The 15203-nt window shown below is 33.9% G+C and carries 10 protein-coding genes and 1 riboswitch; of the genes, 9 read left to right on the top strand and 1 reads right to left on the bottom strand.

Annotated elements, in window-relative coordinates; genetic code table 11:
• Positions 1 to 26 precede the first annotated feature (26 nt).
• The 7 genes from metK to prfB all read left to right on the top strand — a co-directional run bounded on the left by metK (position 27) and on the right by prfB (position 10477).
• Positions 27 to 1202, top strand: coding sequence for a methionine adenosyltransferase (gene metK, locus IAI10_RS02725; protein ID WP_315671759.1), 1176 nt, complete (start codon positions 27 to 29; stop codon positions 1200 to 1202).
• A gap of 366 nt (positions 1203 to 1568) precedes the next feature.
• Positions 1569 to 3788: an ATP-dependent RecD-like DNA helicase gene (locus IAI10_RS02720; protein ID WP_315671758.1), complete on the top strand. Its 2220-nt coding sequence runs from the start codon at positions 1569 to 1571 to the stop codon at positions 3786 to 3788.
• Positions 3789 to 3820: 32 nt separating this feature from the next.
• Positions 3821 to 4840, top strand: a complete 1020-nt coding sequence (locus tag IAI10_RS02715; protein WP_315671757.1) for a hypothetical protein — start codon at positions 3821 to 3823, stop codon at positions 4838 to 4840.
• A complete protein-coding gene (locus IAI10_RS02710) occupies positions 4813 to 5490 on the top strand; it encodes a phosphoribosyltransferase family protein (protein WP_315671756.1) in 678 nt (225 codons plus the stop codon). The genes IAI10_RS02715 and IAI10_RS02710 overlap by 28 nt, the downstream gene beginning before the upstream one ends.
• 545 nt (positions 5491 to 6035) lie before the next feature.
• Complete coding sequence (gene hpf / locus IAI10_RS02705; RefSeq protein ID WP_315671755.1) at positions 6036 to 6563, top strand: ribosome hibernation-promoting factor, HPF/YfiA family; 528 nt, start codon at positions 6036 to 6038, stop codon at positions 6561 to 6563.
• Positions 6564 to 6824: 261 nt separating this feature from the next.
• Positions 6825 to 9335 carry a preprotein translocase subunit SecA gene (secA, locus tag IAI10_RS02700; RefSeq protein WP_315671754.1) on the top strand — a complete coding sequence of 837 codons (2511 nt, stop codon included), beginning with the start codon at positions 6825 to 6827 and terminating at the stop codon, positions 9333 to 9335.
• A 19-nt stretch (positions 9336 to 9354) separates the two neighbouring features.
• A protein-coding gene (gene prfB / locus IAI10_RS02695) for a peptide chain release factor 2 (protein WP_315671753.1) occupies positions 9355 to 10477 on the top strand; the annotation gives its coding sequence in 2 pieces (ribosomal slippage) (positions 9355 to 9432 and positions 9434 to 10477; 1122 coding nt in all).
• 49 nt (positions 10478 to 10526) lie between these two features.
• On the opposite strand, the gene IAI10_RS02690 is transcribed toward prfB, so the two are convergent.
• Positions 10527 to 11906, bottom strand: a complete 1380-nt coding sequence (locus IAI10_RS02690; protein ID WP_315671752.1) for a M28 family metallopeptidase — start codon at positions 11904 to 11906, stop codon at positions 10527 to 10529.
• 198 nt (positions 11907 to 12104) lie between these two features.
• On the opposite strand from IAI10_RS02690, the gene IAI10_RS02685 reads away from it, so the two are divergent.
• Together IAI10_RS02685 and IAI10_RS02680 are read left to right on the top strand one after the other, a co-directional pair.
• On the top strand, positions 12105 to 14261 hold the full coding sequence (locus IAI10_RS02685; RefSeq protein ID WP_315671751.1) for a Tex family protein: 2157 nt from the start codon (positions 12105 to 12107) through the stop codon (positions 14259 to 14261).
• A gap of 56 nt (positions 14262 to 14317) precedes the next feature.
• Positions 14318 to 14431: riboswitch (FMN riboswitch) on the top strand.
• A gap of 134 nt (positions 14432 to 14565) precedes the next feature.
• Complete coding sequence (locus IAI10_RS02680) at positions 14566 to 15144, top strand: ECF transporter S component (RefSeq protein WP_315671750.1); 579 nt, start codon at positions 14566 to 14568, stop codon at positions 15142 to 15144.
• Positions 15145 to 15203: the final 59 nt, after the last annotated feature.

Genomic DNA, 15203 nt, shown 5'->3' with positions numbered 1-15203 from the left:
TTTTGTTTTTTGAAAGGAGAAAAAAATTGAAAAGATTATTTACATCAGAGTCAGTTACAGAAGGGCATCCAGATAAAATTTGTGATCAAATTTCAGATGCTGTGTTAGATACCATATTGGAAAATGATCCAAATGCGAGAGTTGCCTGTGAAACAGCAGTTACTACCGGAATGGTTTTAGTTATGGGAGAAATCTCAACTAATTGCTATATAGATATACCTAAAATAGTTAGAAAAACTGTTGAAGATATAGGGTATGTAAGAGCTAAATACGGTTTTGATTCTAATACTTGTGCAGTGCTGACTTCAATAGATGAACAGTCTGCAGATATAGCTATGGGTGTAGACGAAGCCTTAGAATCTAAAAAAGGTGAAATGGATAAAATTGAGGCAATAGGTGCAGGAGACCAGGGTATGATGTTTGGATATGCAACAAACGAAACTCCTGAATTTATGCCAATGCCAATAGCTATGGCTCATAAGCTTTCTAGAAGGCTTGCAGAGGTTAGAAAAAATGGAACACTTTCTTATTTAAGACCAGATGGCAAGACACAGGTAACTGTTGAATATGAAGATAATACTCCAGTAAGAATAGATACTATCGTTGTATCAACACAGCATGGTCCTGAAATTGAAAGAGAGCAAATAGAAAAAGATATTATAGAAAATGTAATAAAGCCAGTAATACCTGCAAATTTATTGGATTCAAATACTAGATACTTTATCAATCCTACAGGAAGATTTGTAATAGGAGGACCACAGGGAGACTCCGGATTAACAGGAAGAAAAATTATTGTTGATACCTACGGCGGATATGGAAGACATGGCGGCGGAGCATTTTCAGGAAAAGATCCAACAAAGGTAGACCGTTCTGCTGCATATGCTGCAAGATGGGTTGCTAAGAACCTTGTGGCTGCTGGAGTTGCGGATAAGCTTGAGATTGAATTAGCTTACGCTATAGGAGTTGCAAAGCCTGTTTCTATCGAAGTTGATACTTTTGGAACAGGAAAAATATCTGATGATAAAATTGTTGAAATCGTAAATAAGGTCTTTGATTTGAGACCTGCAGCTATAATAAACGAGCTTGACTTAAGAAGACCAATATATAAGCAGACCGCAGCATATGGACATTTTGGAAGAACAGATGTAGATTTGCCTTGGGAAAAAACCAATAAAGTTGAAGCAATAAAAAAATATTTATAATGGATTAGAGTAAGATCACCTTTTGGTGGTCTTATTTTTATGTTTTTTTTCCATGTAAACAAGCTTACGCAGCAAGTAAAAGAGAAGTATATGGAAAAATATACATGTTCTATTGAAAAAAAACACATTTTATTTTAAAATTTATATATTGGATATGCTTATTATGATAAATTTTAAACAAACGCTAAATTTAATAAAAATATTATACATTAATTAAAAAAGTGGTTATAATAGAGATAAAATAGAAATTGACATAGTTTTAAGTTAATAATTTGTATATTGAATAGTCTATTTTACTACTAAAAAATATATTGCCTGATTGCTGGTAAAATATTATTATACAATTTGCAAAAGTAGGAGATAAATATGACGGAAATACAAGGAACAGTTGAAGAAATAATATTTAGTAATGAAGATAATGGCTATACTGTTGCGAGTATAAAGAGTGGTCAAGATAGTTTAACTATAGTGGGAGTAATGCCTTATATAGTTGAAGGTCAAAGCTTAAGGTTAACTGGAAAGTGGGTAAATCATTCCCAGTTCGGTCAGCAGTTTAAAGTTGAAGAGTTTGAGGAACTTATTCCTTCAACTTTAGTTGGTATAGAAAGATATTTAGCTAGCGGAGCTATTTTTGGCATAGGGCCAGTTACAGCAAAAAAAATAGTGGAAAAATTCGGTGAAAAAACTTTTGATATACTGGACAATAATATAGAAAAGCTCAGAGATATAGAAGGAATAGGCGATAAGAAAATAGAAATTATTTGTGAGTCTTATAGTAAACAAAGGGAAATTAAAAATATAATGGTGTTTTTTCAGTCCTATGGAGTATCGCCTAATCAATGCATGAAGATATACAAAAGATTTGGAGCTGATTCAGTCAATGCTGTGAAAGAAAATCCATATAGATTGACGGACGAAATTTCAGGAATTGGATTTAAAACAGCAGATAAAATATCTAGAAATTTAGGTGTTGAAAGCAATTCTCCATATAGAATACAAAGCGGAATAAGATATATAATTAATCAATTTTGTGCTCTTGGCAATACTTATATGCCTATAGATAAGCTTATAGGACAAGGAAAAGAGATACTGACAGTAAGCCAGGAAGATATAGAGAAGAACTTGATAGAGACAGTACTGGATGGAAAAATTAAAATAGAGACCATAAATAGCATGGAATGTGTGTTTACATTGCCATACTACTATGCCGAACTCAGTGTTACCAAAAGAATATTAACATTAGCTTTTGGAGAGTATGATGTATTAAAAGTTAATATAGATGAAAAGATAAGTGATTTTGAAAATAAGAACAATGTTAACTTCGCAAAGTCTCAAATAGATGCAATAAAGGGCGTAGTTGATAATGGGGTCGAAATAATAACTGGTGGTCCTGGTACTGGTAAAACCACCATAATAAGGTGTATACTAAGTGTATTTGAAGATATAGGTATGAGAGTAATGATGGCAGCACCAACAGGAAGGGCTGCTAAGAGGATGACAGAAGCTACAGAAAGAGAAGCTAAAACAATACACAGACTTTTAGAGCTTGGATATAGCGAAGAGGATGATATGACTTTTATGAGAGATGAAGACAGCCCTCTTGAGTGCGATGTTCTTATCATAGATGAAGCATCGATGATAGATATACTGCTTATGAATAGTCTTTTGAAAGCCATAGGGATGGGAACTAGAGTTATAATAGTTGGAGACGCCGATCAGCTTCCTTCGGTAGGACCTGGAAATGTGCTTAGAGATTTAATAGATAGTGAGTGCATAAAAGTTGTGAGACTAAGGGAGATATTTAGGCAGGCGAAAGAAAGCATGATAATTGTAAATGCACATAAAATAAATAATGGTGAAATGCCTCTTCTTAATGAAAAAGGAAAAGATTTTTATTTTATCAATGAAAAAGATAACAAAATAATCTTGAATACTGTAGTAGAGCTTATAAGTAAAAGATTACCTAAGTTTAACGCAAACTGGAATGGAACAAGACATATACAGGTATTGTCACCCACTAGAAAAGGTATGTTAGGTGTAAACAAGCTTAATTTAGAGCTGCAGAATGTGCTTAATCCTCATGAAAAATGGAAAAAAGAAAAATTATATAGAGATATATGCTTTAGAGCAGGAGATAAAGTGATGCAAACCAAGAATAATTATACTCTAAAGTGGAAAAGAACTGCAGGAGAAGGTGAACCTGAAGGGATAGGTGTATTTAATGGAGATGTAGGGTTTATAACTGATATTGATGAAGAAAAAAATATTCTTACTGTTATTTTTGAAGAAGAAAGAAAAGTAGAATATGAACATATGAATTGGGATGAGTTAGATTTAGCTTACGCGTCTACGGTTCATAAGAGCCAAGGAAGCGAATTTCCTGTTGTTATAATGCCTTCGTTTATGGGGACGCCCATGCTGATGAACAGGAATCTCCTATATACAGGAATAACAAGAGCAAAGCAAATGGTGGTATTAGTAGGAGATATTAAGGCAGTTAGATTTATGATAAATAATAACAAGGGCTTTGATAGGTATTCTTCATTAAAATGGAGAATTCAAAATATAGTGGATAAGGATGCTTAAGGTAAACAATTTTAAGTAAGGAGAATTAAAATATGATTTCATACATTGATTCTACTCAAAAACAGAAGGAATTTTTAATAAAGTCTATTTTTCAATGGGATAGAAGCAAGGCAAGGGTACTAAATATAAAGACAGTTCCATATAACGAAAGCAATATTTTTATAGATATAATTATGGAATATATAACTTCTAGGAAAAAAGTTCTGTATGTTTGCAATGAAAAAAAAGGATTCGAGACATTGCAGAAATCATTAAGACAAAAGGAAATGAGCGATTGCTTTAGTGAGGGCGATATTGATCAAATAAATTTAGATGCGCCACTGAATATGGTTCTTACGGAACAGCTTCTAGAGGCAAGCGTTAAATATGATTTAGTTATATATGATGATGCTGTAGCTTATTCAAAATATAGCAAATTTGAAATATTAGATTTGCTTGGGAAATTCTATAAAAGTAAGATTAAGATAATATGCAGATCAATGGAAACGATATTTCAAAATGCACCGGTTATTGATATGCCCATAGGAGCAAATGGAATGCCGATACCTGAGCCTAGAATAATAACTACAAGAGTGGACTTGGAGCATGAAATTCCCAGCATGATATATGAGTATATAGATTGGTCATTGCTTAGCGGAAAAAATGTGATGATATTTGTTCCCAACGAAGATACTGCTCAAAATTTATCCGTTTATCTTGAAAATTTCAAAGATTCATTGTGCAGCAATATTCATAAATTTATAAAAGGGGTTAAGGTCAGCAGTATAAAAAAATGCATGGCCAGCGATAAGGTTATACTTGTTACAGATAGCATAGAGAGTTTAAGCCTAGCCTCTAAAGATACAGACTTTATAGTGTATTCTACTGAAGACAAGATTTATGATTATAAGATGCTTACATATATATGTTCAAAAACTTGTAATCCTGACAGCATAAAACTTGGAGAAGTAATATTTCTTTCTAAAGATGTATCCAGAGATATGGAAAACTGTAAAGAAATTATAAGAGGTTTTAATAAGTTAGCATGGGAAAAAGGTTTGCTTTATATATAAAGTATATTCTGAGCTCTATTATAGACGCGGTGTATGGTGAGGATGAGAACTGTCATATATGTGGAGAATATGCAGAAGAAAGTCCCATTTGCAGTTCCTGCAGAAAAAGCATTGCTGCTATGAATATAGAAGGAAGAATTGAGAAAGATGGTTTCAATATAGTTTATTACTCTGCAAGCTACTACGCAGATATTATTAAAGAGATGGTTATAAGGTTAAAGTACAAAAGTGATTTTGAGGTAGGTCGCGTATTAGCTGAATTAATCATAAAATTGATACAAAATCTAAATATACAAGCTGATTTAATCACCTTTGTTCCATCTTCTAAAGAAAACTATTCTTCTAGAGGCTTTAATCAAAGTGAATTTTTGTGTAAGCTTGTAGCTGATGAAGTAAATGTTACTAAAGCTTCACTGCTTATAAAAAACCTGCAGACCAAAGATCAGATAGGTCTTGATGCCAATCAGCGATGGGATAATTTAAGAGGCAGCTTTACAGTTATAAACAAAAATAAAGTAATAAACAAAAAAATTATTATTATAGATGATGTCATAACTACTGGTGCCACAGCTCATAATTGCGGAAGTGAGCTAATAAAATGCGGAGCAAAAGAAGTAATTGTATTGACTGTTGCCAAAAGTACGGTATAATATATTTGTTAAAGCTGGGTTTGTGGTTGAAAGTCGATGCCAGTCGCAGGCAAAACGATCCACGTAAGTTGAGCAAAAGTCTTAATGAGCATGGTGCGGCTTAGAAGTAAGTCCTGCCGCTTTTAGCGAGAGTATGAGTAGTGAGAGGTTGAGTCCGGGTAGCAAAAGTTCCAGCAGGCGAGTGTGGGGTCAAAGACCAGGTCAACCAGCTTTAATATAAGAGTGTGATCAAATAGTAGTTCTTAAAAGAACTGCTGTTTTTTTTTACTTATGCTTTTGTCAATAAGTGTTGAATGTCAAAAATAAGTAATAAAATGCGAATAAGGAAGATAGAACAAATTAACTTTACTAAATATTTTGTAAATTCAAAAAATAACTGTTGAGTTTATGTTAAATTCATATTAAAATATAAATAACATAAATCATAAATTCTTTTCAATAAAATCTTCAGAATATTATATTAATTAGAGGATTGATTTATTTCTTAAAAATTCAATACTTAAATCTAGTATATTACCGAACAGGTAGGAGAGGGGCTGGAATATATGAAAGTAATAGTAAGTGGAAAAAATATTGAATTGACAAGTGCATTGAAGGGTGCTGTTGAAAAAAAATTATCTAAGCTTGAAAAGTTTTTTAGCCCAGAAGTTCAAGCATCAGCAAAATTAAGTGTAGAAAAAAATAGACAAACTATAGAAGTTACAATACCATTTAACGGGGTTCTTCTTAGAGGAGAGGAAAGCAATGATGACATGTATGCTTCTATAGATTTGGTAATAGATAAAATAGAAAGACAGATAAGAAAGCAGAAAACAAAGCTAGCTAGAAGAAATAGCGGAAATTCATTAAAATTTCAATACATACCTGATGATGAACAGGTAGCTGAAAAAGAAGAGTTCAAAATAGTAAGAACAAAACGATTTGCCATGAAGCCAATGTCAGATGAAGAAGCAGTGCTTCAAATGGAAATGCTGGGGCACAACTTCTTTGTATATGAAAATGCGCAGACAGGCGAAATTAATGTAATTTATAAGAGAAAAGACGGAAATTTCGGGCTTATAGAACCACAATAGCATAGAAGGTAAAGGGATGTCGCAAGATGTCCCTTTTGCTTTTTATAATGCAGGTTATGGTTTAAGTAAATATTGAGTTTTAATGACTAAAACTGTTTTTTAAGTATAGTACGATATTAAAAATATATGTGGGATTTTACAATTATTTAAAATAAAACCTTATTTTTTATTTGAATGTCTATAATAAGTTGAAATCATTTATATTAAAATGATATAATATAGAATGATTTAATAAAGCTATATGATTGTGAGGATGAAAAGATGGGATTGTTTAGTAAAGTTTTCGGCACCTATAGTGATAGAGAAGTAAAGAGGTTAATACCTATAGTTGATAAGGTTGAAGCTTTCGATGAAGTTATGCAAAAGCTTACAGATGAAGAATTGAAAAATAAAACACTAGAGTTTAAAGACAGATTAGCAAATGGAGAAACTTTAGATGATATACTTCCAGAAGCTTTCGCAGTAGTAAGAGAAGGTGCTTTTAGGGCTATAGGTCAAAAGCATTATAGAGAGCAGATTATGGGTGGAATAGTGCTTCATCAGGGAAGAATTTCAGAAATGAAAACTGGTGAAGGTAAAACATTAGTTGCTACACTTCCAGCATACTTAAATGCTTTAAGCGGAAAAGGAGTACATATCGTAACTGTAAATGACTACCTAGCTAAAAGAGATAAAGAGTGGATGGGACAAATATTTGAATTCCTAGGACTTACTGTAGGAGTTATCATACATGATTTAACACAGAAAGAGAGACAGGATGCTTATAACTGCGATATAACCTATGGTACTAATAATGAATTTGGATTCGACTATCTAAGAGATAACATGGTTATATATAAAGAAGAAAGAGTTCAAAGAGGGCTTAATTTTGCAATAGTGGATGAAGTTGACTCCATACTCATAGACGAAGCAAGAACTCCTCTTATAATTTCTGGCGAGGGAGAAAAATCTACAGATTTTTATAAGGTAGCGGACTTCTTTGTTAAAACCTTAGTTAAGGATGATGATTTTACAGTAGATGAAAAAGCTAATTCTGTAATATTGACCGATGATGGTGTAGAAAAAGCTGAAAAATTCTTTAAAATTGAAAATTTTGCAGATCCATCCCATATGGAACTTCAGCATCATGTATCCCAGGCGTTAAAGGGTAATTACATGATGAAAAAAGATAAAGATTATATGGTTAAGGACGGAGAAGTTATAATAGTAGATGAATTTACCGGAAGACTTATGGAAGGAAGAAGATATAGCGATGGACTTCATCAGGCTATAGAAGCAAAAGAAGGAGTTAATGTTCAAAGAGAATCTAAAACTCTTGCTACAATAACCTTCCAGAACTATTTTAGAATATTTACTAAGCTTTCAGGTATGACTGGTACTGCCTTAACAGAAGAATTGGAATTTAGAGAAATATATGGACTTGACGTAATAGTAATACCTACTCATAAACCAGTATCCAGAGCTGATTATCCAGATGTAGTATATAAAACTGAAGAAGGTAAATTTAATGCTATAGCTGATGAGATAGAAGAAACTCATGCTACAGGGCAGCCAGTGCTTGTAGGTACAGTAAGTATTGAAAAATCAGAAAGATTATCAAGCCTTCTTAAGAAGAGAGGAGTAGCTCATCAGGTACTTAATGCCAAGTATCATGATATGGAAGCTGAAATAGTATCCCATGCCGGAGAACTTGGAATGGTTACTATCGCTACTAACATGGCTGGCCGTGGTACTGATATAAAGCTTGGTGAAGGTGTAATAGAAGTAGGCGGACTTAAAATAATAGGTACTGAAAGACATGAATCAAGACGTATAGACAATCAGTTAAGAGGACGTTCAGGTCGTCAAGGAGATCCAGGATCTTCTAGGTTCTTTATATCGCTAGAAGATGATCTTATGAGAATATTTGGTTCAGAGAGACTTCAAGGTATAGTAGAGAAGCTGGGGCTTAAGGATGATGAAGCTATAGAGAGCAAAATGGTATCAAGTGCCATTGAAAATTCCCAGAAGAAGGTTGAAGGAAATAATTTTGATATAAGAAAAACATTGCTTGGCTATGATGATGTTATGAACCAGCAGAGAGAAGTTATTTACAAGCAAAGGTCTTCAGTGCTTGAAGGAACAGATCTAAAAGAGCAGATAGAAGAGATGTTCATGGACGTAATTTCAAGCGCAGTTAAGACTCATATATCAGGTATTGACGAAAATATAAATGAAGACTGTGAAAAGCTTGTAGATTATCTTGAAGAACTATGCATTCCAGAAGGAAGTGTAAAAGCAGAAGAGCTTGTAGAGCTTTCAGATGAAGCTATAATTGAAAAGCTTTATGAAATATCTGTGGAAACTTATAGAGCAAAAGAAGAGGAATTTGGAGCTGAAGCTTTAAGAGAAATAGAAAGAGTAATACTTTTAAGAGTAGTTGATACAAAGTGGATGGATCATATAGATAATATGGATCATCTTAAGAGAGGTATGGGCTTAAGGGCTTACAAGCAGCAGGATCCTGCTCAGGCATATCAATTTGAAGGTAGTGAAATGTTTGACGAAATGATATATAACATAAAAATAGATACAGTTAGATATCTATTCCATGTTCAAGTTGAAAAAGCACCTGAAAGAGAAAGAGTTGTGAAGGAAACCAGTGTAAGCGGAGGATCAGATGATTCAGCTAAAAAGGAACCAGTAAAGAAAGATAAGAAGGTTGGCAGAAACGACCCTTGTCCATGCGGAAGCGGCAAAAAGTATAAAAATTGCTGTGGAAGGATGTCATAAATATAAAGGAGTTGAAGAAATGTTATTGCAACTGGAAGAAGTTTTAAGCAACATACAGGAAATGAAACTAACATTAAAGGAAATGGGGGCTTCTCTTTGACGTTGCAGGCATTGAAAAGAGAATAGCAGAACTAGAAGGCAGCATGCAGGAACCAGGATTTTGGGAGGATGCTGATAGAGCTCAAGAATTTGCTAGGCAGAGTAAAATATTGAAGGGTAAGCTTGAGAAATTCAATAAATTAGAGAACAGAGTTGATGATTTAGAGATTATGATTGAGCTTGCTAACGAAGAAGATGATGAAGCCTTGATTCCAGAAATAATGGAAGAATTCAAATCAGCAGCTGCAGAAATTGAGAAATTCAGAATACAAATACTGCTTTCTGGTGAGTATGACACCAATAATGCTATATTGACTTTGCATGCTGGAGCTGGCGGTACTGATGCTCAGGATTGGACCCAAATGCTTTTAAGAATGTATACCAGATGGTGCGAAAAAAAAGGATATACCTTAGAAACTTTGGATTATCTTCCTGGGGATGAAGCTGGAATAAAGGGAGTCACCATAAAGGTCAATGGAGAATATGCTTATGGATATCTCAAGGCAGAGAGAGGAATTCATCGTTTGGTCAGAATATCGCCTTTTAATGCTAATGGGAAAAGGCAGACTTCCTTTGCTTCCATGGAAGTTCTTCCAGAGCTTACTGCAAGTCAAAATATAGAGATAAGACCTGAGGATCTTAAGATTGATACTTATAGGGCCAGCGGTGCTGGAGGACAATATGTAAACAAGACAGAATCAGCTATAAGAATAACGCATATACCTACAGGCATAGTTGTTCAATGCCAAAATGAAAGAAGTCAGCACTCTAATAGAGAGCAGGCTATGAATATGCTTAAAGGCAAGCTTATTGAACTCATGGAAAGAGCCCATAAGGAAAAGATAGATGATTTAACAGGAGATCTAAAGGACATAGGTTGGGGAAGCCAAATTCGCTCCTACGTTTTTCAGCCCTACACCATGGTTAAGGATCATAGAACAGGAGCAGAAAATGGAAATGTAAATGCTGTTATGGATGGAGAAATAGACTTATTTATAAACGAGTATCTTAAAAAGAGCAGCAACGGAACTTTGGATATTTAATTTTAGAGGCCTAGAAATTAACATAAATTAATTTCTAGGCTGCTTTTTTTTATCGTATCTTAGTTGAATTGGATTTTCTAGCTTCTTTTATTTTATTATGAACCATAACGATTGTGAAGATGGTTATAACTAAAACTATAAATATGAAGAAAATAGTATTGTTGTATATGTAATATACATAATCAGAATAAGCATATTTAATTATTAATTTTGAAGAGAGAATGTAGGAACGATGTATGGAAGATTCACTTATATACTCTGATTTATCTGATGGAGTATGTATTTTGGAAATATCATTATCGCATAAGGTTACAGCATCAATATTATTTTTCCTAAAAAATTCGTGGTCACTGCAGTCTTCAAAAGAATATTTAAAAGAAATATTTTTATCACTGCAAATTTTAGCTGTATCCTTAACTAAAGGAGAATTCGCATTATCTTTGCTGCCGCCTATTATTGAAATAGGTACATTTTGATCGCTGCCTATCATGTCAAAATTAAATACTTGGCTGCCACTCAATCTGCCTTTATAATCTTGAACAAAATATTTAGAACCAAGGCATCCGAATTCTTCAGCATTGAAGGCTGCAAAGATTATATCTCTTTCTGGTTGTCCTATGGATTTCACTAGTTTTGCAAGCTCCATCATAAATGCAGTTCCTGAAGCATTGTCCAGTGCTCCGAAATAAGTATTTCCTGAAAGATCATTTCCCAGATGGTCAAAATGCGCGGAAATAACTATAGGTGGAAGGTTGCTTCTCTTTCCTTTGACTATGCCCAAAACATTATTTATTTTAACTTTTTCAGTTTCGTAAGGAAGGAAGCATTGAACATTATATCCCTTGGCAATATAATTTTTCATAGAATCAAAGGCATTCTTGTTCAGCAAAACACATAAGCTTATATTAGAATCAGAAAAAAATGAGCTCCTAAAGCTTAAATTATTATCTTCTGGGCAGTAAAACAGATAAATTTTATTATTTTGTGCCACTGTAATGAAGCCTTTATCCTGATGAATCTGATCCTTTTTATTAAAATTTATTGAATTGCTCTGAAAGTTAAGCATGTCCTCCTTGAAATCAGTTCCATATTTGAATTGATGAACAGCTGCGCCGCTGCTGTTTACTATTTTTAAGTAGGCGCTTCCATTTAGTTTTTTTGGAGCTAATACTTCAAAGCTTTCCATATAATCTTTAGTTAATGGTTCAATTCCATTTTTCTTGAACCAATCTCTAACAAATACAGAAGCTTCCGTATTTCCTAGAGTTCCGGCAAGTCTTCCTCCAAGTTTTTCCGAGGAAAGGTATTCAATGTTATCTATGGTTTCTGAAATATCAAAGCTATTTCTCTGCTTGGTATACCTAAAACCAAGTACGCATAGCAGTGAAAATATTAAAAGTATAAAGATGGATAAGTGTCTTTTTTTCATTCACAGCCTCGCTTTTATTGATTTCTATATAATATTATGAAAAGGCTACTCTTATTAGAATACTTTTAAAAAATTCCGTTAAGGTTGAAAATTATATGTGATTTAACTTATAATTAAGTATGTATTTTTTTAGGCTATGCTAATAGGCAATTTAGAGCATAAGCATTAATTTAACAAAATTTATAGGGAGTAATAGAAATGAAAAATATAGAACAGAGATTAGCTGAAGAATTAAAAATAAGTTTGAATCAAGTAAATAATGTAATAGAAATGCTGGATGAAGGAAACACTGTTCCTTTTATTGCCAGATATAGAAAAGAGCGAACAGGCGGTCTTGACGATGATATTTTAAGAAAATTTTATGAAAGATTAAACTATCTGAGAAATTTGGAGGAGAGACGAGAAGACGTAATGCGTCTCATTGATGAGCAGGGAAATCTTTCAGAAGAATTGAAAACTAATCTTTTAAATGCTGATACATTAACAGAAATAGAAGATATATATAGACCTTTCAGACCTAAAAAGAGAACAAGAGCTACCATAGCTGTAGAAAAAGGATTAAAACCGCTAGCAGAGCTCATATATGAAGGAAAGTTCCAGGGAGATATAATAAAACATGCAGAGGGCTTTAAAAATGAAGAAAAAGGAGTCGCTTCTGCAGAAGAAGCCCTTCAGGGAGCTATGGATATAGTGAGCGAAATGATATCTGATGAAGCAGAATATAGAAAATGGATAAGAAGTCTTGTGCAGAGAGAAGGAGTGATAGAGACTAAAGGAAGCTCCGAAGAACCAACTCCTTACGAGATGTATTATGATTACAAGGAACCTGTAAGAACCATACCTTCCCATAGAATATTAGCTGTAAACAGAGGAGAAAAAGAGAAGATATTAGCTGTAAAGACAACAGTTAATGAAGAGAAAATAATAAATTATTTAAATTCAAACTGTCTGAAAGGAAATAAAGTCACAGATAAGTACATAGAAGAAAGCGTAAAGGATTCTTTTAAGAGGCTTATTTATCCTTCCATAGAGCGAGAAATACGTTCTGAACTTACGGATAAGGGTGAAGCTGGGGCAATAGATATATTTAAGGCAAATTTAAAAGCACTGCTGATGCAAGCACCTATAAAGGGGAAAGTGGTTATGGGTTATGATCCAGGCTTTAGAACAGGCTGTAAGATAGCTATACTAGATGATACGGGAAAATATCTAGATAAGTCTACTGTATTTGCAACAGCTCCTCAGAATGATGTTGAGGGATCTATTAGAACCTTAAAGCAGCTTGTATATAAGCACAATGTAGAGGTTATATCCTTAGGAAATGGTACTGCCAGCAGAGAATCAGAAGAAGTAATAGCAAGATTAATAAAAGAAGTTAAAGAGGAAAAAGGAAAAGAATTATTTTATGTGGTAGTTTCTGAGGCAGGAGCTTCGGTTTACTCTGCCTCAGAGCTTGCTGCCAAGGAATATCCTGAACTAGATGTAACAGTAAGGGGAGCCATATCCATTGGAAGAAGACTCCAGGATCCATTAGCGGAACTTGTTAAAATCGATCCTAAATCCATAGGTGTAGGTCAGTATCAGCATGATGTAACCCCTAAGACTTTGGATGAATCCTTAAAGGGAGTAGTAGAGGATTGTGTTAATAATGTAGGAGTAGATATAAACACTGCCACACCATCTCTGCTATCCTATATATCAGGAATAAATGCCAGTATAGCACAAAATATTGTTAATTATAGAGAAGAAAATGGTAAGTTTGAAAATCGAAAAGAGATTTTAAAGGTTAAAAGACTTGGACAAAAGGCTTATGAGCAGTGTGCAGGCTTTTTGAGAGTTGTAGAGAGCAAGGAGGCACTTGATAATACAGCTGTGCATCCAGAGTCCTACGAAGCAGCAAGAAAACTGGTAGAATTATTGGGATATTCTAATGAGGAGCTAAGAAAAGGGCTAAGTGATATAGAGAATAGAGTTAAGGAAAAGGGCATAGGAGAACTTGCTAATATTATAGCGATTGGTATTCCTACTCTTACGGATATAATAAAGGAACTTAAAAAGCCGGGAAGAGACCCAAGAGAAGAGCTTCCAAAGCCTATATTTAAAACTGGAGTTATAGATATGACACAGCTTACAGAAGGCATGGAACTTAAGGGTACTGTAAGAAATGTATCAGACTTCGGTGCTTTTGTAGATATTGGAGTTCATGTGGATGGGCTTGTACACAAAAGCCAGATGGCAGATAGGTTTGTAAAGCATCCCCTTGATATAGTTAAGGTGGGAGATATAGTGGATGTAAGAGTGTTAGAGGTAGATACCAAAAGAAAAAGAATATCTCTTACCATGAAAAAACAATAAAAAACATGTTGCAAAATTTTATAAATGGTACTATACTGTAATTAATAAATCAAATATAGTATCTTCAGGGCAGGGTGTGATTCCCTACCGGCGGTATAGCCCGCGAGCCGTAAGGCAGATTCGGTTAAATTCCGAAGCCGACAGTAAAGTCTGGATGGAAGAAGGTATGTGTGTAGATAGAGTTTAAGCCCTGACTTTTGTCAGGGTTTTATTTATTTGTTTAAGTAGATTTTAAGGCGCGCCTGCTTAAACTGCTGTATAGCTATCTGGCATACCTCCTGAAGTAGTTTAAGGAGGAATAAAAATGAAAAGCGTTAATAAAAGCACAGAAATGTTAGTAAAAATTGCATTGTTGTCAGCCATAGCAGTGGTACTTATGGTTTTTGAATTTCCTATTCTACCAGCATTCCCATTTCTTAAAATTGATTTGAGTGATTTACCTGCTGTTATAGGAGCTTTTGGCTTTGGACCAATGGTAGGCATAGTAATTGAATTGATAAAGAATATATTGATTATACTTGTAAAAGGTACAGGAACAGCAGGAGTAGGAGAACTAGCCAATTTTATAGTTGGGGCTTCTTACGTAGGTATGGCAGGACTTATATATAAAAAGAATAAAACCAAAACCGGCGCGGTTATATCATTAGCTGCAGCAACTATAGCTATGACTATAGTAGGAGTATTGGCAAATTATTATATATTGGTACCATTATATAAATTGCAGCTTCAGGGCGCAGACTATATTACAAAATATATAGTTTCAGGGATAGTGCCTTTCAACTTAATAAAAGGTATTATGGTATCAGCAATAACTATGTTAGCTTACAATAAGATATCTATAGTTATACGTGCTGAAGGCTTCAAAAGTAAAAATGCGGCATAAAATATAGAAATTTATTAGAAATAAAAGGATTGCTCTAGATGAACAATCCTTTTATTTTT

Source organism: Clostridium sp. 19966 (assembly GCF_032335695.1).
In the GTDB taxonomy this organism is placed as follows: Bacteria; Bacillota; Clostridia; order Clostridiales; family Clostridiaceae; genus JACTOJ01.
This window is presented reverse-complemented; position numbering and strand designations above follow the sequence as displayed.